Annotated in this window: 23 protein-coding genes and 1 tRNA gene; 17 read left to right on the top strand and 7 right to left on the bottom strand. The window is 60.0% G+C overall.

Annotated elements, in window-relative coordinates:
- Nucleotides 1-6 precede the first annotated feature (6 nt).
- Entirely contained in the window at nucleotides 7-606 is a 600-nt protein-coding gene (locus BEN48_RS01735; protein ID WP_241502135.1) for a thermonuclease family protein, read from the bottom strand.
- A gap of 107 nt (nucleotides 607-713) precedes the next feature.
- Here BEN48_RS01735 and BEN48_RS01730 point away from each other — a divergent pair, with 107 nt between their 5' ends.
- Nucleotides 714-908 (top strand): hypothetical protein, encoded by a 195-nt coding sequence (locus tag BEN48_RS01730; protein ID WP_070732390.1) that lies wholly within the window; start codon nucleotides 714-716, stop codon nucleotides 906-908.
- A gap of 218 nt (nucleotides 909-1,126) precedes the next feature.
- On the opposite strand, the gene BEN48_RS01725 is transcribed toward BEN48_RS01730, so the two are convergent.
- From BEN48_RS01725 to BEN48_RS01710, 4 genes are all read right to left on the bottom strand, one after another.
- Nucleotides 1,127-2,476 carry a site-specific integrase gene (locus BEN48_RS01725; RefSeq protein WP_070732306.1) on the bottom strand — a complete coding sequence of 450 codons (1,350 nt, stop codon included), beginning with the start codon at nucleotides 2,474-2,476 and terminating at the stop codon, nucleotides 1,127-1,129.
- A 160-nt stretch (nucleotides 2,477-2,636) separates the two neighbouring features.
- A tRNA-Leu gene (locus BEN48_RS01720) sits at nucleotides 2,637-2,718 on the bottom strand.
- 39 nt (nucleotides 2,719-2,757) lie between these two features.
- Nucleotides 2,758-3,297, bottom strand: coding sequence for an iron-sulfur cluster co-chaperone HscB C-terminal domain-containing protein (locus BEN48_RS01715; protein ID WP_070732304.1), 540 nt, complete (start codon nucleotides 3,295-3,297; stop codon nucleotides 2,758-2,760).
- Between the two features lie 40 nt (nucleotides 3,298-3,337).
- Nucleotides 3,338-3,625: a putative quinol monooxygenase gene (locus tag BEN48_RS01710; protein WP_070732389.1), complete on the bottom strand. Its 288-nt coding sequence runs from the start codon at nucleotides 3,623-3,625 to the stop codon at nucleotides 3,338-3,340.
- Nucleotides 3,626-3,751: 126 nt separating this feature from the next.
- Between BEN48_RS01710 and BEN48_RS01705 the strand changes: the two genes are divergently transcribed.
- Together BEN48_RS01705 and BEN48_RS01700 are read left to right on the top strand one after the other, a co-directional pair.
- Nucleotides 3,752-3,949 (top strand): hypothetical protein, encoded by a 198-nt coding sequence (locus tag BEN48_RS01705; RefSeq protein ID WP_141764571.1) that lies wholly within the window; start codon nucleotides 3,752-3,754, stop codon nucleotides 3,947-3,949.
- Between the two features lie 428 nt (nucleotides 3,950-4,377).
- Nucleotides 4,378-5,508 carry an alpha/beta hydrolase gene (locus BEN48_RS01700; protein ID WP_070732300.1) on the top strand — a complete coding sequence of 377 codons (1,131 nt, stop codon included), beginning with the start codon at nucleotides 4,378-4,380 and terminating at the stop codon, nucleotides 5,506-5,508.
- A 149-nt stretch (nucleotides 5,509-5,657) separates the two neighbouring features.
- Here the strand turns inward: BEN48_RS01700 and BEN48_RS01695 are convergent, their stop codons facing one another.
- Nucleotides 5,658-6,428: an SAM hydrolase/SAM-dependent halogenase family protein gene (locus tag BEN48_RS01695; protein WP_070732298.1), complete on the bottom strand. Its 771-nt coding sequence runs from the start codon at nucleotides 6,426-6,428 to the stop codon at nucleotides 5,658-5,660.
- Nucleotides 6,429-6,549: 121 nt separating this feature from the next.
- Between BEN48_RS01695 and BEN48_RS01690 the strand changes: the two genes are divergently transcribed.
- Together BEN48_RS01690 and BEN48_RS01685 are read left to right on the top strand one after the other, a co-directional pair.
- Nucleotides 6,550-7,626 (top strand): PhoH family protein, encoded by a 1,077-nt coding sequence (locus BEN48_RS01690; protein ID WP_083320663.1) that lies wholly within the window; start codon nucleotides 6,550-6,552, stop codon nucleotides 7,624-7,626.
- Between the two features lie 123 nt (nucleotides 7,627-7,749).
- Nucleotides 7,750-8,184: a GNAT family N-acetyltransferase gene (locus BEN48_RS01685; RefSeq protein WP_070732296.1), complete on the top strand. Its 435-nt coding sequence runs from the start codon at nucleotides 7,750-7,752 to the stop codon at nucleotides 8,182-8,184.
- A 174-nt stretch (nucleotides 8,185-8,358) separates the two neighbouring features.
- On the opposite strand, the gene BEN48_RS01680 is transcribed toward BEN48_RS01685, so the two are convergent.
- A complete protein-coding gene (locus BEN48_RS01680) occupies nucleotides 8,359-9,297 on the bottom strand; it encodes a phytanoyl-CoA dioxygenase family protein (RefSeq protein ID WP_070732295.1) in 939 nt (312 codons plus the stop codon).
- 224 nt (nucleotides 9,298-9,521) lie between these two features.
- On the opposite strand from BEN48_RS01680, the gene BEN48_RS01675 reads away from it, so the two are divergent.
- The 12 genes from BEN48_RS01675 (at nucleotide 9,522) to rsmH (ending at nucleotide 22,101) form a co-directional block, all read left to right on the top strand.
- A complete protein-coding gene (locus tag BEN48_RS01675) occupies nucleotides 9,522-11,705 on the top strand; it encodes a ComEC/Rec2 family competence protein (RefSeq protein WP_070732293.1) in 2,184 nt (727 codons plus the stop codon).
- Between the two features lie 171 nt (nucleotides 11,706-11,876).
- Nucleotides 11,877-12,683, top strand: a complete 807-nt coding sequence (locus BEN48_RS01670) for an enoyl-CoA hydratase/isomerase family protein (protein WP_070732291.1) — start codon at nucleotides 11,877-11,879, stop codon at nucleotides 12,681-12,683.
- A 126-nt stretch (nucleotides 12,684-12,809) separates the two neighbouring features.
- Nucleotides 12,810-13,304: a sterol desaturase family protein gene (locus BEN48_RS01665; protein ID WP_070732289.1), complete on the top strand. Its 495-nt coding sequence runs from the start codon at nucleotides 12,810-12,812 to the stop codon at nucleotides 13,302-13,304.
- A 65-nt stretch (nucleotides 13,305-13,369) separates the two neighbouring features.
- Complete coding sequence (locus BEN48_RS01660) at nucleotides 13,370-14,269, top strand: MerR family transcriptional regulator (RefSeq protein ID WP_070732287.1); 900 nt, start codon at nucleotides 13,370-13,372, stop codon at nucleotides 14,267-14,269.
- Nucleotides 14,270-14,494: 225 nt separating this feature from the next.
- Nucleotides 14,495-15,046, top strand: coding sequence for a sigma-70 family RNA polymerase sigma factor (locus tag BEN48_RS01655; protein ID WP_070732285.1), 552 nt, complete (start codon nucleotides 14,495-14,497; stop codon nucleotides 15,044-15,046).
- Nucleotides 15,047-15,228: 182 nt separating this feature from the next.
- Nucleotides 15,229-16,731: a phytoene desaturase family protein gene (locus BEN48_RS01650; protein WP_070732386.1), complete on the top strand. Its 1,503-nt coding sequence runs from the start codon at nucleotides 15,229-15,231 to the stop codon at nucleotides 16,729-16,731.
- 128 nt (nucleotides 16,732-16,859) lie between these two features.
- Entirely contained in the window at nucleotides 16,860-17,702 is an 843-nt protein-coding gene (locus tag BEN48_RS01645) for a phytoene/squalene synthase family protein (protein ID WP_070732283.1), read from the top strand.
- A gap of 254 nt (nucleotides 17,703-17,956) precedes the next feature.
- Entirely contained in the window at nucleotides 17,957-18,427 is a 471-nt protein-coding gene (locus BEN48_RS01640; protein WP_083320661.1) for a hypothetical protein, read from the top strand.
- A 206-nt stretch (nucleotides 18,428-18,633) separates the two neighbouring features.
- Nucleotides 18,634-19,485: a 4-hydroxy-3-methylbut-2-enyl diphosphate reductase gene (locus BEN48_RS01635; RefSeq protein ID WP_193408646.1), complete on the top strand. Its 852-nt coding sequence runs from the start codon at nucleotides 18,634-18,636 to the stop codon at nucleotides 19,483-19,485.
- A gap of 43 nt (nucleotides 19,486-19,528) precedes the next feature.
- A complete protein-coding gene (locus BEN48_RS01630) occupies nucleotides 19,529-20,266 on the top strand; it encodes a fatty acid desaturase (protein ID WP_083320660.1) in 738 nt (245 codons plus the stop codon).
- Between the two features lie 438 nt (nucleotides 20,267-20,704).
- Complete coding sequence (mraZ, locus tag BEN48_RS01625; RefSeq protein WP_070732281.1) at nucleotides 20,705-21,178, top strand: division/cell wall cluster transcriptional repressor MraZ; 474 nt, start codon at nucleotides 20,705-20,707, stop codon at nucleotides 21,176-21,178.
- Nucleotides 21,175-22,101, top strand: a complete 927-nt coding sequence (rsmH, locus tag BEN48_RS01620; protein WP_083320659.1) for a 16S rRNA (cytosine(1402)-N(4))-methyltransferase RsmH — start codon at nucleotides 21,175-21,177, stop codon at nucleotides 22,099-22,101. The genes mraZ and rsmH overlap by 4 nt, the downstream gene beginning before the upstream one ends.
- Nucleotides 22,102-22,173 lie beyond the last annotated feature (72 nt).

Genomic DNA, 22,173 nt, shown 5'->3' with positions numbered 1-22,173 from the left:
GCCTTGCTACCAGGTGCAGCCCACCCCGTAACGCCGCTTATTTTGATAATTGAATTTGCGCCACTGGCGTGGCGTGAGTACGCCCACCGCCCCGCACTTCCAGAGCCCGCGCCGCCCGGACACGGCCGCCGCTTGCTGCGCGCTGCGGCCCGCCACCCGGTGCTTCGGGTCCCAGGCCCACGCCCAGCCGCGCACCACCAGCAGCGAATCCAGCGCCAGCGCCGGCCCCTTGCTCACGGACAGCTGCATCGTGGCCAGCGTCCGCCCGTACAGGTCCACGCCGCGCCGCGTCAGCCGCACCAGCCGTTGAGGCCCCAGCAGCCGCGCTACTGAGTCGCCCGCCTGGTGCCCAAAGGGCTGGTCCGGCTCCGGCGCGTCCACGCCCAGCAGCCGTACCCGGTACACGGTGCCCCCGGCCAGCACGTCGTAGGTGTCGCCGTCCACCACGCGCACCACCCGGCCACTTTCAGTTGCCAGCGCAACCGGAGCCGCCACCTTCACCAGTCCGCTAACCGGCAACTCCCGCACCGGCCCCGCGCAGCTCCGCGGCGCAAACTGCAGCGCCCCGACCGCCGCCGCACCGGTGCCCGCCAAAAGCAGGAGCACCCGGGCAATTATCCGTACCAACTGTAAAAATTTCATGCTGCGAACCTACAGCCCCCTTTTAAGGGTTGTATATTCGCCTAGCCAACTATACCCCGCAGGTACCCAATATGTCCCAGGTTTGCATTTACCCCAAGGATGCAGCCGCCGTCACTGGCAACGGTTACCAGGCCGGCAAGCGCCTCTTGCAGCGCATCCGCGTGCAGCTCGGCAAACCCAGCCGCGCCTTGGTTTCCATCCAAGAATTTTGCGCCTACACCCACTTGCCCGAGCAAGAGGTGCGCGCCGCTCTGAACGCCCGCTAAGTCGACGCCGGAGCGTAGCGCTACCGTACTCGGAGCGTATCGGAAGCGTAGTGACCGTTATCGAAAACGCATAAAAAATGGCCAGTCCCCAAAGGGGCTGGCCATTCATTTTTTAAGGTAAGGTTAGGGAGTAGTTCCCACTGAGCCCGAAGCACAGAAACTCGGTGTTAGCCCCGGAAAGACTATTCAACCGACTGAGCGGGAAGCCTCACCAGCTGCTAAGCAGCGGCTTGTTCCGAACCCGGTACAGTTCCCATTGCTGAGCCGGATTCCGGTACCACGGCGCAAATCTCCTTGGCTTGAATCTCGGAGCCATCGGCTGGCCCCGCAGCACTTCCTTCCCAAATCCGCCGCATGGTCTGGTGCTGCAGGTCTTCCACCACCTTGGCGTAAATCATCGTCGTCTGAATCTTGGAGTGCCCCAGCACCTTCTGCAGCACTTCCACCGGCATCCCGCGCAGCAAACTTTGGGTCGCAAACGTGTGGCGGGCCGTGTGCATGCTCACCAGCTCCCATTTGGAAACCGGCCGCTTCATAATCTGCCCGCCAATCGTTTCCACCACTTCCACCAGGGATTCCACGCCCGCCAGCCGGCAAATGCGTTTCAGATAGCGGTTCATCACTTGGTTAGCCGTCGATGGCATCAGCCGGGTCCGTGTTCCCGCGTACTTGTCCAGCAGCGCCGCCGCCGGCGGCGTGAGGTAAATGCTTACCCCCGTGCGCGTCTTGGTTTGAGTCAGCCGCAGGATGCGCCCGCCGTCCCACTCTTTCACGTTGCCCTCGTGCAGGGCCGCCAGGTCCGAATACCGCAGTCCCGTGTAACAGCAGAACAAAAAGGCATCGCGCACCTGCACCAGGTTGGCCGGCAGCAGCGCCTTTTCCAGGCTGGCTAGCTCCGCCGCCGTCAGCCATACCTTTTCAATGTCCTCCCATTCCACTTTCAGCTTGGCCGGGTCCACCGCCAGGGTCTGCCCCCGGTCGTCCCGGGCCCACGCCAGAAACGGCTTAATTTGCTTCACCACGCCCGCCACGGTGTTCTGGGCTGACCCGCGCACGTCTCGCAGGTGCCCCAACAGACCGTCGTGCATCCCCGGGTCATAGTCCGCCGTCGTGAGCCGTCCCGGCAGCGTCTCCGCAAATTCAAGGAGCGTATTGTGCGCCGTTTTGTAGCCCTTCAGCGTGTGAAACCGGAAGCCCCGCGCCCGCAGCACCTCGATATACGCCCCGAATAAGTCGGTCAGCAGTGGCGCGGGCGGCAGGTCCGCCGCCGCCACCTTCGGGGCCAACGCCTCTTTCAAGACGGCAGCAGTCACAACGACGCCCGCCGCGCGCAGCTCCCGGTGCGCTTTCGTCACCTGCTCGCTCAACGCGTCGAGCACGCCGTTCGCCTCCTGCGACCCGTTCAAAGATTTGCGGAAGCGGCTTTTCTCCTCGTTCCACTCCGAGGCCAGGCACCGCTCTTTCGTGCTGAGCCGCAGCCGCTGCCCCTCAAAAGTGGCTACCAGATACACCTTGCAGCGCCCAGCAGCATCCGGCTGGTCCGTGCGACGTTCAAACTTGATTATCATGACGTGGGAAAAGTAGTGGCAAAAGTAGTGTCACGTACAGTGGCAAGATTCCCGTAGTATGTCGGTTTATACCGGGTAGCGTATCAAACGCAAAAACCCCCGAAAAGTGCCTGTACTACGTAGTAGGCGACTATTCGGGGGTTCCCGTAGCTAGTAAATGTACCCGGAGCCGGAGTCGAACCGGCACATCTTGCGATATTGGTGTTTGAGACCAACGCGTCTACCGGTTCCGCCATCCGGGCAGGATGAACTTGCATTAGAACTATTCCGCTCTGCCGGTATCAGGAGCGGGCTGCAAAGGTAGCAACTTGCTGCTGGATGCGCAACAGATACCGCTTTTTTAGGTAGTAGGTGCGGATTTGCTGGAGAGCGGCCGGTCGGTGGTCGCTCGGTAATCCTTCATAGCCAGCTAGTACGGGCTCGATGCCGGCGTCCAGCGTGTCGGCAATGGCCTGCACTTCGCCGCTCACCTGGGCTACTGCGGCGGTGTCCGGGGCAGTTTCCAGGTCCATGAGCTGCTCGTTGAGGTCCATCATGTCCATCAAGAAGTCGGGCGGCAACTGCTCCTGTTTGCCTTCATCCAGCAGGCCGTGCTGGCGCAGGATGTAGGCCATGCGCTTATCAGGGTGGGCCAGGGTGCGGTAGGCATCGGTGTTGAGGGTGGCCAGCCGGAGCATCTCGGCCTGGTTTTCGGCCGAGGTGGTGGCGTGGAAGTCGGGGTGCGTTTCGCGGCTTTTGGCGTAGTACTGGCGCTTGAGGGCGGCTTCGTCGGGGTGGAAGGACTCGGGAAGGCCGTAGAAGGCAAAATATTCAGAAGACATGGGCAGGGGAGAACGGCTGGTTTTACAAAGAGCAATACGACTACAACACCGGCGCAACCGAAAAGGCGAGGGGTGGGGCCGCAAAAAGCCGCTTTGTAGGCGGCCACACCTCCCCGAATAGCGGTGATTTGCGGTAGGCATCCAACGCTTGGGCACTGTCCCAATGGCTGTAGGTGCAGTACACGTTGGGCTGGTTGGCGTCTTGCCACAGCTCGAGATGGCGGCATCCCGGCTGCTGCCGGATGCGGTTTTCGGAACCGTGAAACAGGGCCAGAAACGCCGGCACTTGGTCGGGAGCGAAGGTCATGCGCACTACGCGAATTAGCATAAGCAAAGGGGTGAGGCTCAAATAAACGGACGGCAGCGCCAGCCAAACTCGGTTTAACTCAAAAGCTAAACCGGCCGTAAAGGTCAGGCAATAACTCTCCACATTTTTACCAATCATCTTATGAAAATGCCTTCAATTCGCCCCCTGGCTTTGGCCTGCGTTGTTGCATCAGCCTTGGCCGGCAGCCTGCTCCTGAGCGGCTGCAGCAGCGAGCCCACTGCCACTGAGGTAGACAAAACCGCCACCGTGGTATCCAGCGAAACCAACCAAGTGTCGGATAGTGCTGCCACGGTAGTTGATGCTGATACTGTTGTCAATCAATAGTTTAGTAATGCTGTGTAGTAGGCACACACGCGACATGCCGTATTGCTATTGGTTCAAGTAAGCAATGTCCCAGTCTGGTAGGTGACCTTACAAAGCGAAACATTCCAACTTCAAAAGCCAAGCTTCGCCATGCGGGGCTTGGCTTTTTTGGGTCTGATGCGAAGCCAATTTTTTGATATGCAGGAGCGGGTGAAAAGTGAAAAAGGGTGGTCAAAGATTCTGTTTTATTACGTCTGTAGATGCTGAGCAGGTAAAAGGAGGCACTGCCTGAGTGCAGGATGATGTTCGGGGCAGATTCGAATCACCATTTATTTCTTGAAATGATAAATGGCAAGTGCTACAAAAAACCACATTAATACCAACTTGAGGAGTCCTTGCTCGTACAGGGGCTACTGTCATGTATTTCACTGGTTTTCAGCCCGACATTTATGAACATTTCATCCTTTCGCCTGGCAGCGTTGTCCTGGCTCTTCGCGCCAGTCCTGTCCGGTGGCTTGCTGCTCAGCAGCTGCAATAGCCAGCCCGCCACCGAAACCGGCCAGTCGGCTACCGACGCCAATGCCCCTGCCAGCGCGGGTAGCGTAATGCCCACCGGTGCCAAGCCCGCCTGGGGTCCTAACCTGGGACCCGAAATGCAGGCTGTAATTGAGCAATTGATGAGCTTCGACAACAAGCCGCTGCCCGAGCTTACCGCTGTGCAGGCCCGCAAGCAGCCTTCTCCCGCCGATGCCGCGATGAAGCAGATGCGCGCCAGTAACATCACGCCCCCACCCATGCAGGTCGACACCGTGAACCGCACCCTTGTGCCCGGCGTTACGGGCCGCATTTACACGCCCAAAGCCGGCACGGCGCCGTATCCGGTTATCGTCTATTACCACGGCGGCGGCTGGGTTATTGCCACCATCGACACTTACCATTCCTCGGCTCAGGCCCTGGCCGAAAAGACCGGCGCAGTGGTGGTGTCGGTGGAATACCGCAAAGGCCCGGAGAATAAATTCCCTACCGCGCACGACGACGCGTTTGCCGCCTACCAGTGGGCGCTGAAGAACGCCGCCGGCATCAAAGGCGACCCCAACCGGGTGGCCGTAGCGGGCGAAAGCGCCGGCGGTGGGTTGGCTGCGGCCGTGAGCATGATGGCCCGCGACCGCAAAGTGGCCCTGCCCAAGTACCAGCTACTGGTGTATCCCATCGCCGGGTCGGACACCAACACGGCGTCCTACCAGTCCAATACGGAGACCGCGCCCCTGAACAAGGCCGGCATGGAGTGGTTCTTCAAGAACTACCTCCGCACCCCGGCCGATGGCAAAGACCCCCGCGTCAACCTCGTAGCAGCCAACCTGAAAGGCTTGCCGCCCACCACCATTATTGCGGCAGAATACGACCCGTTGTTGAGCGAGGGCAAAACCCTGGCCGACAACCTGCAGGCTGCCGGCGTAAAAGTTAACTACAAGCTGTACGAAGGCACCACGCACGAATTCTTCGGCATGGCGGGCGTAGTGCCCCAGGCCGATGCCGCCCAGGCCGTAGCCACTGATGATTTGAAAGGCGCGCTGAAATAGGTGGCTTCAAACAGTTGACGCAGCGAGACCGAGCGTCATGCTGGGCTTGCCAAAGCATCTCTAACACACAAGTAATCAGTTACTGTGCGGTGTAGATGCTTCGGCAAGCTCAGCATGACGTTCTTTTTTTTGCCTTGCCCAATCTCCTTTTATTCCACTGGAAACCGCACGTCTACCTGCGAATCAAAGTGCAAGCCCAGCAGCTCCGAGGCATTGCCCTGGCACACGCCCAGGCACAGGCAATCCTGGCTGTTGAACACGGCCACGGCCTCGCCGGGCGGCACGGCCGAGAAGTGGGGGTGCAAATCCTTGAGGATGTCGCGCCCAAAATGTACAGCAAAGCTGCGGCCGTGGCCCACGGCTTCCACGGCGGTGCGGGAAATGTTGGTAACCAGGTTACCGTAGTGGTCCACGTGGGCCACGTGGCCCGTAATGCGGTGGTCCTGCAGGCGCACCTGCCGGTTGTTGAGCTGATGGAATTCGGTCACGACGGGGCCCAGCGTGTCCAGCGCGGCACCCTGAGCCAGGGCCACGGCGGCGGGGAGCAGCACGTCGCGGGTGGGCGAGGCGGTGACGGCCGCGGGCAAGGCCACCAGCACCTCGGGCGCGCCGTTGGTGAGCAGGGCCAGAATGCCGTTGTCGCCGGCCACAAAATAGTGGCCCTGGTAGCTGGTGGCTTGCCAGGCCGGCTCGGGGCCCGCGCCGTGGTCGCCCACACCAATGACGTGCACCGTGCCCGCCGGAAAATCCCGAAATACCGATTGCAGAACGTGAACGGCGTGCGCGATGTTGAAGGGTTCGACGCCGTGGCTCATGTCCACCACCGGGGTGGCTGGCGCCAGCTGCAGGAGCCGGGCTTTCAGCGCCGCCACGTAGTGGTCGCGGTAGCCAAAATCAGTCAGCAGTGTTATTAACCCCATGCCTGCGTTCGGTAGTTTTTCGTAGTATTGTTCATTCGCCTGAACCGGGGCAAAAGTAGCCGGTTTAGGTGTAAAGCAGGCTGCTTTTTATCATCTTCCTTCTTTCCCCCTCTCTCCCCACTTGGTCGAAAAAATCATCATCCTCGAAAACATGTCCCTGGTCGATTTCCTGGGCCCGGACAATCAGAACATTCGGCAGCTAGCCGCGGCGTTTCCCGGGTCGAAAATAATCAGCCGGGGCAACGAAATAAAAATTCAGGGCCAGACGGAAGTCATTGCCCGCATCAACGACCTGCTGTCTTCGCTCATTGAGCACTACCACCAGTACGGCCAGATTACCGACAAGACTGTGAACCAGTACCTCTCCGCCACCAGCGAGGAGGCCGAGGGCCGCGTGCTGGCCGCCTCGCCCGATGTCATCCTGTTCGGGGCCAAGGGCGGCGTCATCAAAGCCAAAACGCCCAACCAGCAGAAGCTGGTGGACACCGTGATGTCGCACGACCTCACCTTTACGCTGGGCCCCGCAGGTACCGGCAAAACCTATATTTCGGTGGCCTTGGCGGTGCGGGCGCTCAAGAACAAGGAGGTGAAGAAAATCATCATCTCCCGCCCCGTGGTGGAGGCTGGTGAAAGCCTCGGTTTCCTGCCCGGCGACATGAAGGAGAAGGTAGACCCCTACCTGCGCCCTATTTACGATGCCCTGGAAGACATGATTCCGGCCGAGAAGCTGAAGTTCTACCAGGAAAATAAAATCATCGAAATAGCCCCGCTGGCCTACATGCGCGGCCGCACGCTCAACAATGCCTTCGTGCTGCTCGACGAGGCCCAGAACACCACGCCGAGCCAGATTAAGATGTTTCTGACCCGCATGGGCCCCACCGCCAAGGTGATGGTAAACGGCGACCGCAGCCAGATTGACCTGCCCACCCGCCAGAAGTCGGGCCTGATGCAGGCCATGGACATCCTGAAAAACGTGCAGGGCATCGGCTACGTCGAGATGACGTCGGAAGACGTGGTACGCCACCGCCTCGTAAAGGAAATTGTGGAGGCCTACGACAAGTTCGACACTGAGGAAATGACCCAGCAGGCCCAGCAAAGCGGCCAGCGCCGCGACGAGCGCCACGAGCGCCGCCTGCTCGAACTCCAGCAGCAGAGCGCCTCAAGCGGCTTACCAGTGAATCAGGAGCAGCCGTTGTAAGTATTCGTTAGTAAATTACCGTCATCCTGAGCTTGCGAAGGACCTTATCGCGCTTGAACTCGTCGTTCAGCCGAAACAAGGTGCTTCGCAAGCTCAGGATGACAACTTTATACCCCTGAACCCATGCCCGCCACCGCCTACCGCATCACCGACCTGCGCGACCTCGACGCGGCTTTTACTATCCGCGAAAGGGTGTTTCAGGAAGAACAAGGCGTACCCGCCACCAAGGAGCACGACGCGCACGACCGCACCGACGCCCGCCACTACCTGGCCCGCGCCACCGATGGCACGCCCGCCGGCGCCGCCCGCTGGCGCCAAACCGAGAACGGCGCGAAGCTGGAGCGCTTTGCCGTACTGGCCGATTTCCGGAACCAGGAAATTGGCGCCGCGCTGCTCCACGCCGTCCTCGTGGACGTGCAGGCCGAGCTACCCGACGCGGAAGTTTATCTCAATGCGCAACTGCGCGCCATCCCGTTTTACGAGCGGCACGGGTTTCTGAAAGAAGGCGACATGTTTGAGGAGGCTAATATTCAGCACTATAAAATGGTGCTGGGGTAGTTGCTGGCTTTGTCGCCCTCCGCGTGCACCTCACCCCCTGACCCCCTCTCCAAAAAAGAGGGGGCACCGGTTCGTGAGGAAGACTCCACTATCCGATTCATTACTTAAGAGCAAGTCCGGTGCCCCCTCTTTTTTGGAGAGGGGGTCAGGGGGTGAGGTGCACGCGGAGGGCAACTACCCCAGCAGCGCCGGCCGCTGCGTGATTTCGTGGTAGCAGATATGCGCCCGGCTGAAGTAATGAAACACCATGCTCAGGCGGGTTTGCGCGGGGTCGCGGTGGGGTTCGCCGCCGTGCATCAGGTTGGCGTGCCAGATGAAAACATCGCCTTTACGGGCGAGAAAAATCTGCTTTTCGATGCCGGCCTCATTGATTTTTTGGGCAATGGTGGCTTCGTATTCGGTGTATTCTTTGTCGCCGGTGAGCCAGGTGGTGCCTTCGTTGGCGTAGTCGGCGTTGAGGTAATAGGGCAGCTTGTGGCTACCGGGGTAGTAGTGCAATGGGCCGTTGTCGGGCGTAATGTCCTCCAGGGCCACCCAGGCGGCGGCCATGCCCCCCAGCGGAAAGGTGCTCATGTGAATGCTGTCGGAGTGGGTGCGCTGCTGGCTGCCGGTGAGGAAATTGATGCTTTGAAACAGCGTGGTCTCGTGGCCCAGCAGGGCGGCTACAACCGAGCGCAGCGCGCCCTCGCCGGCCTGCCGGATGCGTTCGGACTGCCGAAAGGCGAACATGAACTTGTTGCGGTAGCGCAAATCAACCTTTTTGGCAGCAATGAGGTGGGCCAGCTCGGTGTTGATGGCATCTACCGTGTCAGCAGCCAGAAAACCGGGCAAAATGGCAAATCCTTGGTCTTCAAATGCCAGCAAACTGACTTGGCTGGCGGCGGGCAATGCCCGAAACGCCGGACTGGCCGCGAGCCGCTCGGCCACCGGCGGCGCGAGAGGCAGGCCGGCATTGGGGGCCAGGTGCGCAAAATCGCGGCTGCTGATGGGGGAGAAGTACTGTTTGTTGAGGCCCAGCCGCTGGTAGAGCGGCAGGTTGTGTGCCAGCCGGCGGCGCTGAAAAGCATTGTAAACCGAATAGCTGAGCTTGAGGCGGCGCAGAAAGGAAAGCATAAGTAGATAGCAGGAATCCGGGCGGCAAGGTAAGGCTGCTTCCGGCTGGCAGCGGCCGGGTGCACTGGCATTGGGGCCGCGCCCCGTACATTGCCAGCCTACTCGCTCCCCTGCTGCTACCGCGCCGTGATATCCTGGGCCACTTTTCCTTTCGTACGGTACACGCCCGTTCTCATTGTTGGCATCGTGGCCTACATGTATTTGGGGGCTGGCTGGCCGGAGCTGTGGCCCTACGCGGCGGGGCTGGCTGCCGTGGCGGTGGCACTGGTGGCCTGGAGTGTGCGCCGCCGCACCCCCGGCGCGCCGATGTGGCCGGCGCAGTGGCGCTGCTGGCCATTGGCCTGCTGGGCGCCACGCTCACCCAGCGGGCCACCGAAAGCCGCCGCGCCGACCACCTGCACCGCTTTGCCGACGCCGTGGAAAGCTACCAAGCCGTGGTGGACGACTACATTGTGGTGCGGGCGGCCACCTATGCCACCACGCTGCGGGTGCAGGCGGTGCGCGTGGCGGGGCAGTGGCGGGTGGCCAGGGGCGGGGTGCGGGTGTCGTTGCCTAGAGTGGCCGGGGTGCCGCAGCCGCGCTACGGCGAGGTGTGGCTCATTCGGGGCCATCCGGATTTGAGCAAAGCTCCGCTCAACCCCGGCGAATTTGACTACCGCCGCTACCTGGAGTACCGGCAAGTGTATCATCAGCAATACATACACCCCGACCAGTACCGGCTGCTGCGCATGGAGCCACCATCGGTGCTGGTGGCCATCAGCATGCAGGCCGCCGAGCAGCTCGACGGCGTGTTTCGGCACTACATCAAGTCCACGCGGGAGTATGCCATTGCCTCGGCCTTGGTGCTGGGCATTAAAGACGATGTGGATTTGGCCACCAAGCAGGCCTATACCAATACCGGCACCACGCACATCATGGCCGTGAGCGGGTTGCAGGTAGGCCTGCTGTTCGCGGCCATGTCGCTGGTGATGAAGGCCCTGTTTGGGCGGGTGCGCGGGTTCCGGCTGTGGTCGGCGCTGGTGGGGCTGGCGGTTATCTGGAGCTACGCGTTTCTCACGGGGCTGTCGGCCTCGGTGCTGCGGGCCACGGTTATGTTCACGCTCATCATCATTGGGCGGGCCGCCGGGCGGCAGGATATGATATTTAACACGCTGGCCGTGGCCGCCTTTGGACTGCTGGTCTACAATCCTTTCATGGTGGCGGATGTCGGGTTTCAGCTCTCGTTTCTGGCGGTGCTCAGCATTGTGTACCTGCAGCCCCGCGTGGCCCGTGTGCTCGATGTGGAAGCCTATTTCTACGCCCGGCGCCGCCCCTGGCAGCCCAACGCGGTGCAGTGGTCCTGGCGCAGCAGCGGCTGGTTTCTGGACAAGGTGTGGCAGGCCACGGCGCTGTCGCTGGCGGCCCAGGTGGCCACGTTTGGACTGGGGTTGTTTTATTTCCACCAGTTTCCGCTCAGCTTTCTGTTTTCCAACCTGGTGGCGGTGCCCATTTCCAGTAGCGCCGTGTACGTGGGGCTCGCCCTGCTGGTGCTCAAGGGCCTGGCGGCCGCGCTGGGCGCGCTGTTGCCGGCCTGGGCCGACTGGTGGCTCGATTTGCTGCCGCGTTTCGTAGCCTGGGTTTTTGAGGGCATGGTGTGGCTATTCAACGAGTATATCTTTTTAATTAGCCGGGTGATGTCGGACTGGGTTATCCGCGAAATCCACGTGTCGGCCCTGCAAACCGTGCTGCTCTTTGGGCTGATTGGGGCCTTGCTGGCGTGGTTCAACACGCGCCGGCTGGGCTGGCTGCGTGGCGCTACGGGCCTGTTGCTGCTCTACGCCGGCACCCGGGTCACGGAGGCGCTGGCCGTGGCGCCCACCGAGGAGTTCATCGTGTACAGCATCCCCCGGCGCTCGGCCGTGGGCTTCTGGCAGGGAGCGGCGGCCGAATTCGTGACGCCCGATTCGGTGGCGCTCAACGAAACCGAGCGCACCTACCGCCTGCTGCCCGGCCTCATACAGCGGCAGGCAAGGCAGCCCAGGTATTCGGTGGGCTGGCGCAACAGCCATATCCCGGTCCGGCGCTTGCCCGACCCCGATAGTGCCAACGAGCAGCTGTTCCTAAAACCCGGCCCCGTGGTAGTGGCCCAGTGGCGGGGCCTGCGCATCGGCTTCGTCTCCAACCGCATTTCCACGGCCACGCAGGCCTCGCCAGTCGATGTGCTGGTGCTGCGCCGCAACGCCCGGGTGACGCCCGAAACCGTGGCGGCCGTCTTTGGCCCGCAAGTGCAGGTCGTGTTCGACTCTTCGTGCAAGACGTGGTACGTGGCCCGGCAGGACTCCAGCCTGCGTGCCCACGGCTTCCGCACCTGGGACGTAACCGCACGCGGCGCCTACCACCGCCAGCCGCCCCAGCCGCCAGCGCAGTAAGACGCCGAACGTGCCCACGTTCAGCTACTTTCGGCCGTGCAGAGCGGGCACTGGCCGAGCCGGGTAATCTCCTCGCACGTTTTTTGCGTTAATTGCCAGCCCGGCCTGCCACCATTTCCCACCGGTGGGCCTCTTTACCTCAACCATTCGCGCGCGCCGCTTTTGCACTTTATGGAAAACCTTCTCACTCCCGAACTCGAAGCCCTTCGCTACATCCGCTACGAAGCGCAGGACCGCATCGGCTACATCACGCTCAACCGCCCCGACAAGCGCAATGCCCTTAACGCCGACGTGGTTACCGAATTAAAGCAGGCCTTCGACTATGCCGAAGACGACGAATCCGTGAAGGTCATTGTGCTGCGGGCCGCTGGCGACGTGTTCTGCGCCGGCGCCGATTTGGCCTACATTCAGGACCTGCAGGGCTTCGGCTACACCGATAACCTGGAAGACAGCACGCACCTCATGCAGCTCTTCCACCAGATTTATACGCTTAAAAAAGTCGTGATTGGCCAGGTGCAGGGTCACGCGCTGGCTGGCGGCTGCGGCCTGGCGGCCATCTGCGACCTCACTTTTGCCGTGCCCGAAGCCAAGTTTGGCTACACTGAAGTAAAAATTGGCTTCATTCCGGCCATTGTGAGCGTGTTTTTACTGCGCAAGATTGGCGAAGCCCGCACCAAGCAGCTGCTACTCAGCGGCGATGTGGTAACGGCGCAGACAGCCCTGGATATGGGCCTGATTACCTTTCTCGCCTCTAAAGAGGAACTGGCTGCCACCGTGCACGCCTACGCCCAGCGCCTGTGCCGCGAAAACTCGGCCCAAAGCATGGAAGTGACTAAGGAAATGCTCGCCCGCTTGCCCGAACTGCCGCTGGAGGAGGGCCTGCGCTACGCCGCCCAGCGCAACGCCGAAGCCCGCGGCTCGGAAGACTGCCGCAAGGGCATCGCTGCGTTTCTCAACAAAGAAAAGATTGGCTGGTAGTAGCAAAATCTGTTTCTTAGTGGTTCAGTTACCGGAACGCCGTTCCGCTCCCGTAAATTTTAGGGGGCTGAGCGGCGTTTCCGCGTCGTTTCCAAACAACCTTTTCCCCGCTCCGGTTATTTCTACATGACAGCATTGGCCGCTTTTGGCATCACCCTTGCCACCTTCGGATTCATGGAATTCTGGGCCTGGTTTATGCACAAATTTGTGCAGCACGGCCCCTTGTGGTTTCTGCACCGCTCGCACCACGTCCGGCACCCGCATCCGGTGGAGCGCAACGACTTGTTTTTTTTGATTTATGGCGGTATTTCCGCTGCCTTGTTCATCACCGGGGACAATGGCGGACGCTGGTGGTTCTGGGTAGGCGTGGGCATTGCGGCCTACGGCACGGTGTATTTTTTCGTGCACGACGTGCTGATTCACGGCCGGTTGCGCTTCTGGAAAAAGTCGCAGAACACCTACCTCCGGGCCCTTAACATGGCCCACAAAACCCATCACAAAACCACTGGCCGCGACGGCTCGGCCGAATTTGGCCTGCTGTGGGTATCGCCCAAGTACCTGCAGCTGGCCCGGCAACAGGCGCAAAAAAAGAAGGCAGCCGCGCCCGACTTATCCCGGTAAGCCAGGTCCGCACCGCTTTCAACTTCTCAAGCGCACCGCCTGATTCGACCACTTTTACCTGTACAATGGGCCACTTTTCCATCAGCGACTTAGAGCAGCTTTCGGGCATCAAGGCGCATACTATCCGGATGTGGGAGCAGCGCTACAACTTGCTGCAGCCGGTGCGCACGGTTACCAACATCCGCACCTATTGCGAAGAGGACCTGCGCCGCTTGCTCAACGTGAGCACCTTATGCGCGCGGGGCTTGCGCATTTCGCAGGTAGCGCGCCTTTCCGATGCCGAAATCAGCGAAGCCGTGCTGGCGTGCTGCGACGACGCCCACGACTACCACCGCCAGGTAAACGGCCTGCTGGCCGCCATGCTCAGCCTCGACGAGGAGCGCATCAACCAGCTCCTGACCGAAGGTGCCGCCAAGCTCGGGTTTGAGAGCATGATGCTTTTTGTGGCCTACCCGCTGCTGCAACGCATTGGCCTGATGTGGCTGGCGGGCACCGTGAGCCCCGCGCAGGAACACATGCTGGCCAACCTGCTGCGTCAAAAGCTGCTGGCTGCTACCGATGCGCTGCCCCCTGTGCCGGCCACCGCCCGCCGGTGGGTGCTGTTCCTGCCCGCCGATGAGCTCCACGAGCTGGCGCTGCTGTTTATGAACTACGCCGTGCGCCTACGCGGGCAGCACACTCTGTACCTCGGCCAGAACCTGCCCACCGAACAGCTGGGCGCCGTGTGCCAGGCCTACCGCCCCGACGTGGTGGTGAGCGTGCTGACCCTGCAGCCTGACCGCAGCCGGGTGGGCGAATTTGCCGCCGAGGTATCGGCCCATTGCGAGGGGCGGCCGGTGGTGCTATATGGCCCCTTGGCGCGCCAGGAAGGGTTGGTCCTGCCCCACAACTGCGTTTCGCCCCCTCTGATGACCGACTTTCTGGCGATGATAACGCAGGAGGGCCTCGCAACCGCCACGGCTTAGTACCAATCCATCCACCGGCTGGCACCGTAGCTATGGGATGCGCCTGTTGGCATCTGGTAATTTGTAGCGAAGGATTAAAGGCCGTGCTGCCACCAGCCAGCCTGTTTTTTGCTGCCGTTGGCTTGGGGAATGGGCGTGTTCAGCAAGTATTTTCGATTAGAGCCGTCTGAATTTCCGACTTTCTCGTATATTTGTTTAACAATCGGCCACGAAAAGCTAAACAGCATGACTTCGATAGAATTCACTTCGCAAGTGCAGAAAATCTCGCTCACCCTCCGGCCCGCCGCCATGAACTTGACGCGAGACGCTGATGATGCTAAGGATTTGGTGCAGGAAACCCTCCTCAAAGCCCTCCTCAATAAAGACAAGTTTAAAGCCGGTACCAACCTGAAGGCGTGGTTGTATACCATCATGCGCAACACCTTCATCAACAACTACAACAAGATTACCAAGCGCAGCTCCAACATCGATTCGACGGAGTATTTCCAGTATTTCAACACCGACCAGAACTACATCACCTACAACGGCGCCACGTCCGACTTTGTGGTGCGCGATATCAACGAGGCCATTGCTGGTCTGGGCACCGACTATCGCACGCCGTTCATGATGTACTACATCGGCTACAAGTATATGGAGATTGCCGATAAGCTGCAAATCCCTATTGGCACTGTCAAAAACCGCATTCACATTGCCCGTAAGGAGTTGAAATCGGCGCTGCAGGTGTATGCGCCGGTGGGGGCTTCGGCCGGTGACGTGAGCGAGGCCGTGGAAGACTAACCCGCCTGCCTGAATACCTTTGGCCGCCGGCCTTGCAGCTGCAACTTGCGGCGCGGGGCCGGCGGCTCTTTTATTGGGCGTGCCGCGCCTTTCCACTCACTCTGATAATTTAGTTTCTGCCTTTGTCCGCATCCGCCGCTACCTCTGCCGCTACTGCTGTTACCACGGCTGCTAATGCCGCCATTCAGGCCGCTACCAATCCGCCGACGGGCTCGCCTAAGCACGCGGTTGTTATCGGGGCCGGCTTTGCGGGGCTGGCCGCCGCTACCACGCTGGCCCAGGCCGGCTGGCGCGTCACGCTGCTGGAGAAAAACGAAGGCCCCGGCGGCCGGGCCCGCGTGTTCCGCGCCCAGGGCTTCACCTTCGACATGGGCCCCAGCTGGTACTGGATGCCCGATGTGTTCGAGAAGTACTTTGCCCGCTTTGGCAAAAAAGTAGCCGACTACTACGACCTGCAGCGGCTTGACCCGTCTTATCAGGTAATATTCAAAGGGCCCGAAGCGGTGGATATTCCGGCCAAAATGAGCGAGCTGCGGGCCCTGTTTGAGCGCTACGAGCCCGGCAGCGCCGCGCGCCTCGACGAGTTTCTGAAGCAGGCGGCTTACAAGTACGAGGTAGGCATCAACCGCTTGGTGTACGCGCCCAGTCGCTCCATTTTTGAGTTTGCCGACCCCCGGCTGCTCGTGGATATGGTGCGCATGGACGTGCTGCAAAGCATGCACAAGCACGTGCGGCGCTTTTTTAAGGACCCACGCCTGCTGGAATTGGTCGAGTTTCCCATCCTGTTTCTGGGCGCTACGTCGCAAAACACCCCGGCCCTGTATTCCCTGATGAACTACGCCGACCTGGCGCTGGGCACGTGGTACCCCAAAGGTGGCATGCACAAGATTGTGGAAGGCATGGTGCGCCTCGCCGAAGAGCAGGGCGTGGAAGTGCGCTGCAACGAAGATGTGCTGGAAATAGTGGTGGAAAACGGGCGCAGCACCGGCGTGCGCACGGCTTCCGGCTTTTTTGCCGCCGATGCGGTAGTGGCCGGTGCCGACTACCACCACATTGAACAGCAGATACTGAAACCCGAGCATCGGCACTACGACGAGAAGTACTGGGACTCGCGCACCATGGCGCCGTCTTCGCTGCTGTTCTACCTGGGCGTAAACCGCAAGCTCGATAAGCTGCGCCACCACAACCTGTTTTTTGACGAGGACCTGAACCAGCACGCCCGCGAGATATACGAGCAGCCGCAGTGGCCCACCAAGCCGCTGTACTACGCCTCTGTGCCCAGCAAAACCGACTCCACGGTAGCACCCGAAGGCCAGGAGAACCTGTTCTTACTCATTCCCGTGGCCCCCGACCTGACCGACGACGAGGCCACCCGCGAGCGGTACTACAACCTGCTGATGGACCGCCTGGAAAAGCATTGCGGCCACTCCATACGCGACGCGGTGGTGTTCAAGCGCAGCTACGCCCACCGCGACTTCATGGCCGACTACCACAGCTACAAAGGCAACGCCTACGGCCTAGCCAATACCCTCCGGCAAACGGCCATTCTCAAGCCCACGCTGAAGAGCAAAAAAGTCAGTAATTTGTATTTTACCGGCCAACTCACCGTGCCCGGCCCCGGCGTGCCGCCCTCGCTCATTTCGGGCCAGGTAGTAGCAGGGGAAGTGTTGAAAGAGAATAAATAGAACGTCATGCTGAGCGCAGCCGAAGCATCTCGCGTGCAGTAGTAAATATGCCGTCCTGCGAAGTTGATTACTTCTACGAGCGAGATGCTTCGGCTGCGCTCAGCATGACGTTTTTGAATATTCATCGAATGGACCACGTCAAACTCTTCACCGATACCAGCCTGGCTTGCAGCAAGCTCATCACAGGGCGCTACAGCACTTCGTTCACGCTGGGCATTCGCACGCTCGACGAGAAGCTGCACCTGCCCGTGTACGCCGTGTATGGGTTTGTGCGCTGGGCTGATGAGATTGTGGACACGTTTCACGACCACGACAAAACCGCGCTACTCGCCGACTTCCGGCGCCAGACCCACGAGGCGCTGGAAACGGGCCTCAGCTTCAACCCGGTGCTGCACGCGTTTCAGCACGTGGTGCGCCAGTACGGCATCGACCACGAGTTCATTGAGGCCTTCCTACACAGCATGGCCCTGGATTTGGAGGACCAGAACTACCACCCCGGCCTGTATAAAGAGTACATCTACGGCTCGGCCGAAGTGGTGGGGCTCATGTGCCTGCGCATTTTCTGCAACGGCGACGCGGCCATGTTTGAGCGGCTGCGCGAGCCGGCCCGGCGGCTGGGCTCGGCGTTTCAAAAGGTGAATTTCCTGCGCGATATCCGGTCTGACTACGAAGACCGGGGCCGCGTGTACTTCCCCGGCGTGGTGTACCAGCATTTCAACGACACCACCAAGAGCGAGATTGAAGCCGACATCAAAGCCGACTTTGAGGCCGCTTACGAGGGAATTCAGCAGCTGCCGCGCTCAGCCAAGCTCGGTGTGTACCTGGCGTATGTCTATTACCTCAAGCTTTTTTATAAAATAAAGAAGCTGTCAGCGGCACGCATTCTGGGCGAGCGGGTGCGGGTACCGGACAATACAAAACTGCTGCTGCTGCTGGGCTCGTACTTCCGCTACCGGTTGTCGCGCATTTAGGCAGGCAAGGCCAATTTTGAGCACGGGTTTTGCCATAGGCAAGGCAAATTGTTGTTGTGCTCTGTAGTTTTGCCTATATGAAGATTCGTAGTGTCCTGGTCTTTGCTGCTATTATAAGTGCTGGTTCCGCGTCGTCGGGCGCGCATTTGCGTACTAACGCATGGCCGCCCAATGCCGCTGTTCGTTCCCGGCCCGGCAACGCAGCATTAGCTCCCAAGGCCATATTTTCCACCGCCAAACCTGCCCTTAAGAACGTGTCGTCTCCTTACCACCCCACCAACCTGCGCCGCCACTACGAACAGGCCGCCGCCGATAAAACGGCCGGTGAAAAATTCTACAAGCTGCTGGCTGACTACAAAGAGCACAACGCGCTGGTGCTGGGCTACAAAGCTGCCGCCGAGGCCATTCGGGCCCGCGATGCGTCTATGTTCAACAAGATGACCTACGTGCAGGACGCCGCCCGCACCTTTGAGCAAGCCGTGAGCCTCGACCCACAGAACCCGGAGATTCGCTTCCTGCGCTTTTCCGTGGAAAGCAACCTGCCCGCCTTCCTGGGCCTGAGCAAACACGTGGACGAGGACAAGGAACTGCTGCTCGACGCTGCCCTTAAGCACCCCAAATCCGGACTGGACCCCGAAGCTTTTCGCACCATGCGCGACTTCTTGGTGAACCGTGGCCACGTGAGCGACGAGCAAGCCCAGCGGCTAACCAAAGTAGGGGAGTAGCAATCGAACACGCCGAAAGATTGGTGCCGTCCCGAATGCTGGCGCAACAACCCCGTAAGCCGAATTAACTCCGTTGAGGATTTAGTAGTGGGAGATTTTAAGAGAAAATAGCATTTGGGAATCTGAGTTAAGGGCCATCTGCGTATTTTCGGCCGGCCAGTCTGCCTTTCGCAACCTTGCGGGCGGGTTGCTGGTTACCCTGGCCTATGCCTAATCTGTCGCTCAGCGTCCGTATCGACCCCAACTCCGGCTTTTGCTTTGGCGTGATTTACGCCATTCAAATGGCCGAAGACCTCCTCGACGAGCAGGGCTACCTCTATTGCCTGGGCGATATTGTGCACAACGACGAAGAAGTGCAGCGCCTCGAAGCCCGCGGCCTGCGCATCATCTGCCACGAAAAACTGGCCGAACTGCGCGACGAGGCGGTGCTCATCCGAGCCCACGGCGAGCCCCCAGCCACCTACCAGATGGCCATGGAAAACAACCTGACCCTGATTGATGCCAGTTGCCCGGTGGTGCTCAAGCTCCAGAACCGCATCAAAACCAGCTACGACAAGAAGGAGAAGATTTTTATCTACGGCAAGCACGGCCACGCCGAAGTGCTGGGCCTGCTGGGCCAGACCAGTGGCAACGCCGTGGTATTTGAAAGCCTCGAAGAACTGCTGCGCCACGAGCTGCCCGAAAATATTACCCTCTACAGCCAGACTACCAAAAGCACCAACAGCTTCTACAACATCAAAAACCAGTTGGAAGGGCGTGGCTACCAGGTGAATGCCAACGACACCATTTGCCGGCAGGTGAGCAACCGCGACAAAGACCTGCGCCGCTTCGCGGCTCAGTTCGACCAGATTGTGTTTGTGTCGGGCACCAAAAGCTCCAACGGCAAGGTTCTCTACCAAGTGTGTCTCGAAACCAATCCGCAAACCCACTTTATTTCCAACGTGGGCGAAATCCAGAGCGAGTGGTTCGCGCCCGGGCAGTCAGTGGGCATCTGCGGGGCCACCAGCACGCCCATGTGGCTGATGGAGCAGGTGCGCGAGCGGCTGCTGAATTTATAGAGCCTACCGAAGCGTGACTCCGCGCGCATTGCATTGTTGACTGATGACCATTGCCACCCATACTTCTGCTGCCACCCTGCCGCGCCGCGTGGCACCCGCGCCGCTGGGGTGCAAAGGAGTGGCCGTAGCCGCGGCCGTGTTTGCCGGATGGGCCGGCCTGCTCACCTTTTTGCTGGCTTTCTACGAGCCCAACTGGCGTAGTCCGGTGCCCTACCTGTTGGTGCTGGTGCAGGCCCACCTCTATACCGGCCTTTTCATCACGGCGCACGATGCCATGCACGGCCTGGTGAGCGCCAACAAGCGCCTCAACAACACAATTGGAACCATTGCCGCCGGCCTGTTTGCCTACAACTGGTTTCCGGGGCAGCTGCCCATGCACCACGCCCACCACCGCCACGTGGGTACCCATGACGACCCCGATTTTCACGATGGCAAGCACCCGGGGTTCCTGCCTTGGTTCCTGCGCTTCGCCTGGAACTACGTGACGTGGTGGCAGATTGCCCTGATGGCCATTACCTACAACGTGCTGAAAATCTGGTTTCCGCAGGCCAATGTTATCGCCTTTTGGATGGTACCGGCTTTGCTGGCAACTTTTCAGCTGTTCTTTTTCGGGACTTACCTTCCGCATCGCGGCGAGCACGCCCCCGACAACCTGCACCGGTCGCGCAGCCAGTTCCGGCACCACCTGTGGGCCTTTGTGAGCTGCTACTTTTTCGGCTACCACTACGAGCACCACGACCAGCCGTATCTGCCGTGGTGGCGGCTCTGGCAGGCCAAGTAGCTGTGGCTACGCGTCGGCCATGGGTGGGGGAGGAGTAAAGGGCAAGGTTTTCGAACTTTGCGGCCAGTTTAACTAACGTCATAAATTGGAGAAACAAAAGAGCTCCGACACATTGAAGTGTCGGAGCTCTTTTATTGAAGGTGGGGCAGGCGAGCAAGCAGGAAAAACTACCGTGTTTCGCTGTTCCTAACCCGTACTACATGCCGAGCGCTGCCGGCCAAGGCAAGCCGCATGCAGCGCGGCCGTCAGTGCAAACGCCTACGGTGTAGCCGGTCGACAGAACCAGCAACTGTCCAAAAGCTCTGCGAAAACATCCATACAATGCAAATAAAGGCATGTTCTGTTTTGTGGTAGGAAATGGTAAATTGTGGTTGCTTTCCGAACCGCTTCCCGTACATTTGCTAATACCGTCTCCTTTCCACTGGACGGTCACTGCCCATGAACCTGCTGTCCGGCGAATACGAATGCAAGCTTGACCCCAAGGGGCGGCTCGTGCTGCCGGCCAAGGTGAAAGGCAACCTGCCCGAGCAATCCGGCAACCAGCTTGTTCTGGTTCGCGGCTTTGAGCCGTGCCTGGTGCTTTACCCGCGGGCTGCCTGGCAAGTCATTCACGAGAAGGTGATGGCCTTGGATGAGTTCAACGAAGAATACCGCCAGTTCCAGCGGAACTTCTTCCGGGGTATGACTGAAGTAGAGCTTGATGCCATCAATCGTTTCATGCTGCCCCGTAGCATGTTGCGTTATGCTGGTATCGAGAAAGAAGCCATAATCGTGGGCCTTGGCAACCGCTGCGAAATATGGGACCCCAGCCGCTACGATGAGTTTCTCATTAAAGACCAGCAGAGTTTTAGTAAGTTGGCGCAGAAGTTTTTATCGGTTGAAACGCCACCGCTTGGTGGCCCCCTTGCGTGAGCGACTACACCAACGATACCGCCTACCACCGCCCGGTGATGCTGGCCCAGTGCCTGGCCGCCCTCGACCTCAAGCCCAATGGCCGCTACGTGGACGTCACCTTTGGTGGGGGAGGGCACTCTGCCCGCATCCTCGAAACGCTCACCACCGGCCACCTCTACAGCTTTGACCAGGACGCCGACGCGGAAGTTGAGGCAGAAAAGTTACGCAGGCCTCAATTCACATTTGTAAAGGCAAACTTTCGTGATTTAGTATCTGAGCTTCAAAGTATTAACGCCTTGCCCGTTGATGGTCTGCTGGCTGACTTAGGCGTTAGCTCCCACCAGTTTGATACGCCTGAGCGGGGCTTTTCCACCCGTTTCGACGGCCCCTTGGACATGCGCATGGACCCCGACGGCCCCCTGACCGCCGCCGACATTCTCAACGATTACAAGGAGGCTGACCTGCACCGCATCTTCGGCATGTACGGCGAAGTAACCAACGCCCGCACCCTGGCCCAGACCGTGGCCGCCGCCCGTCGGGGCCGCCGTCTCGAAACCATTGCCGAACTCAAGCAAGCCATTCAGCCCTGCACGCCCCGCGGCAAGGAAAACAAGTACCTGGCCCAGGTATTCCAGGCCCTGCGCATAGAGGTGAACCAGGAAATGCAGGCCCTGCAGGAAATGCTGCTGCAAACGGCCGACGTGCTGCGGCCCGGCGGCCGACTGGTGGTGCTCAGCTACCACTCCCTGGAAGACCGGTTGGTGAAGAATTTTATTGGAAAGGGCAAGTTTTTTGGAAACGTTGAAAAAGACTTCTTTGGCAATGAAAGCAAGCCTTTTGAGGCCGTGAACCGCAAGCCCGAAGAAGCCCACCCCGACGAAGTCGCCTTGAATAGCCGGGCCCGAAGTGCTAAATTGCGTGTTGCGATTCGAAACGAGTGAACATCTTCTGAAGGCGCTTGGGCTGGTTTACGCCCGTGCTTCAACCGTTGATTTTTTTGCGTCCAATTTCGC

The sequence above is a fragment of the Hymenobacter glacialis genome (genome assembly GCF_001816165.1).
Classification (GTDB): Bacteria; Bacteroidota; Bacteroidia; order Cytophagales; family Hymenobacteraceae; genus Hymenobacter; species Hymenobacter glacialis.
Note: the sequence above shows the minus strand (reverse complement) of the source record. Positions and strands in the feature narration are given on the sequence as shown.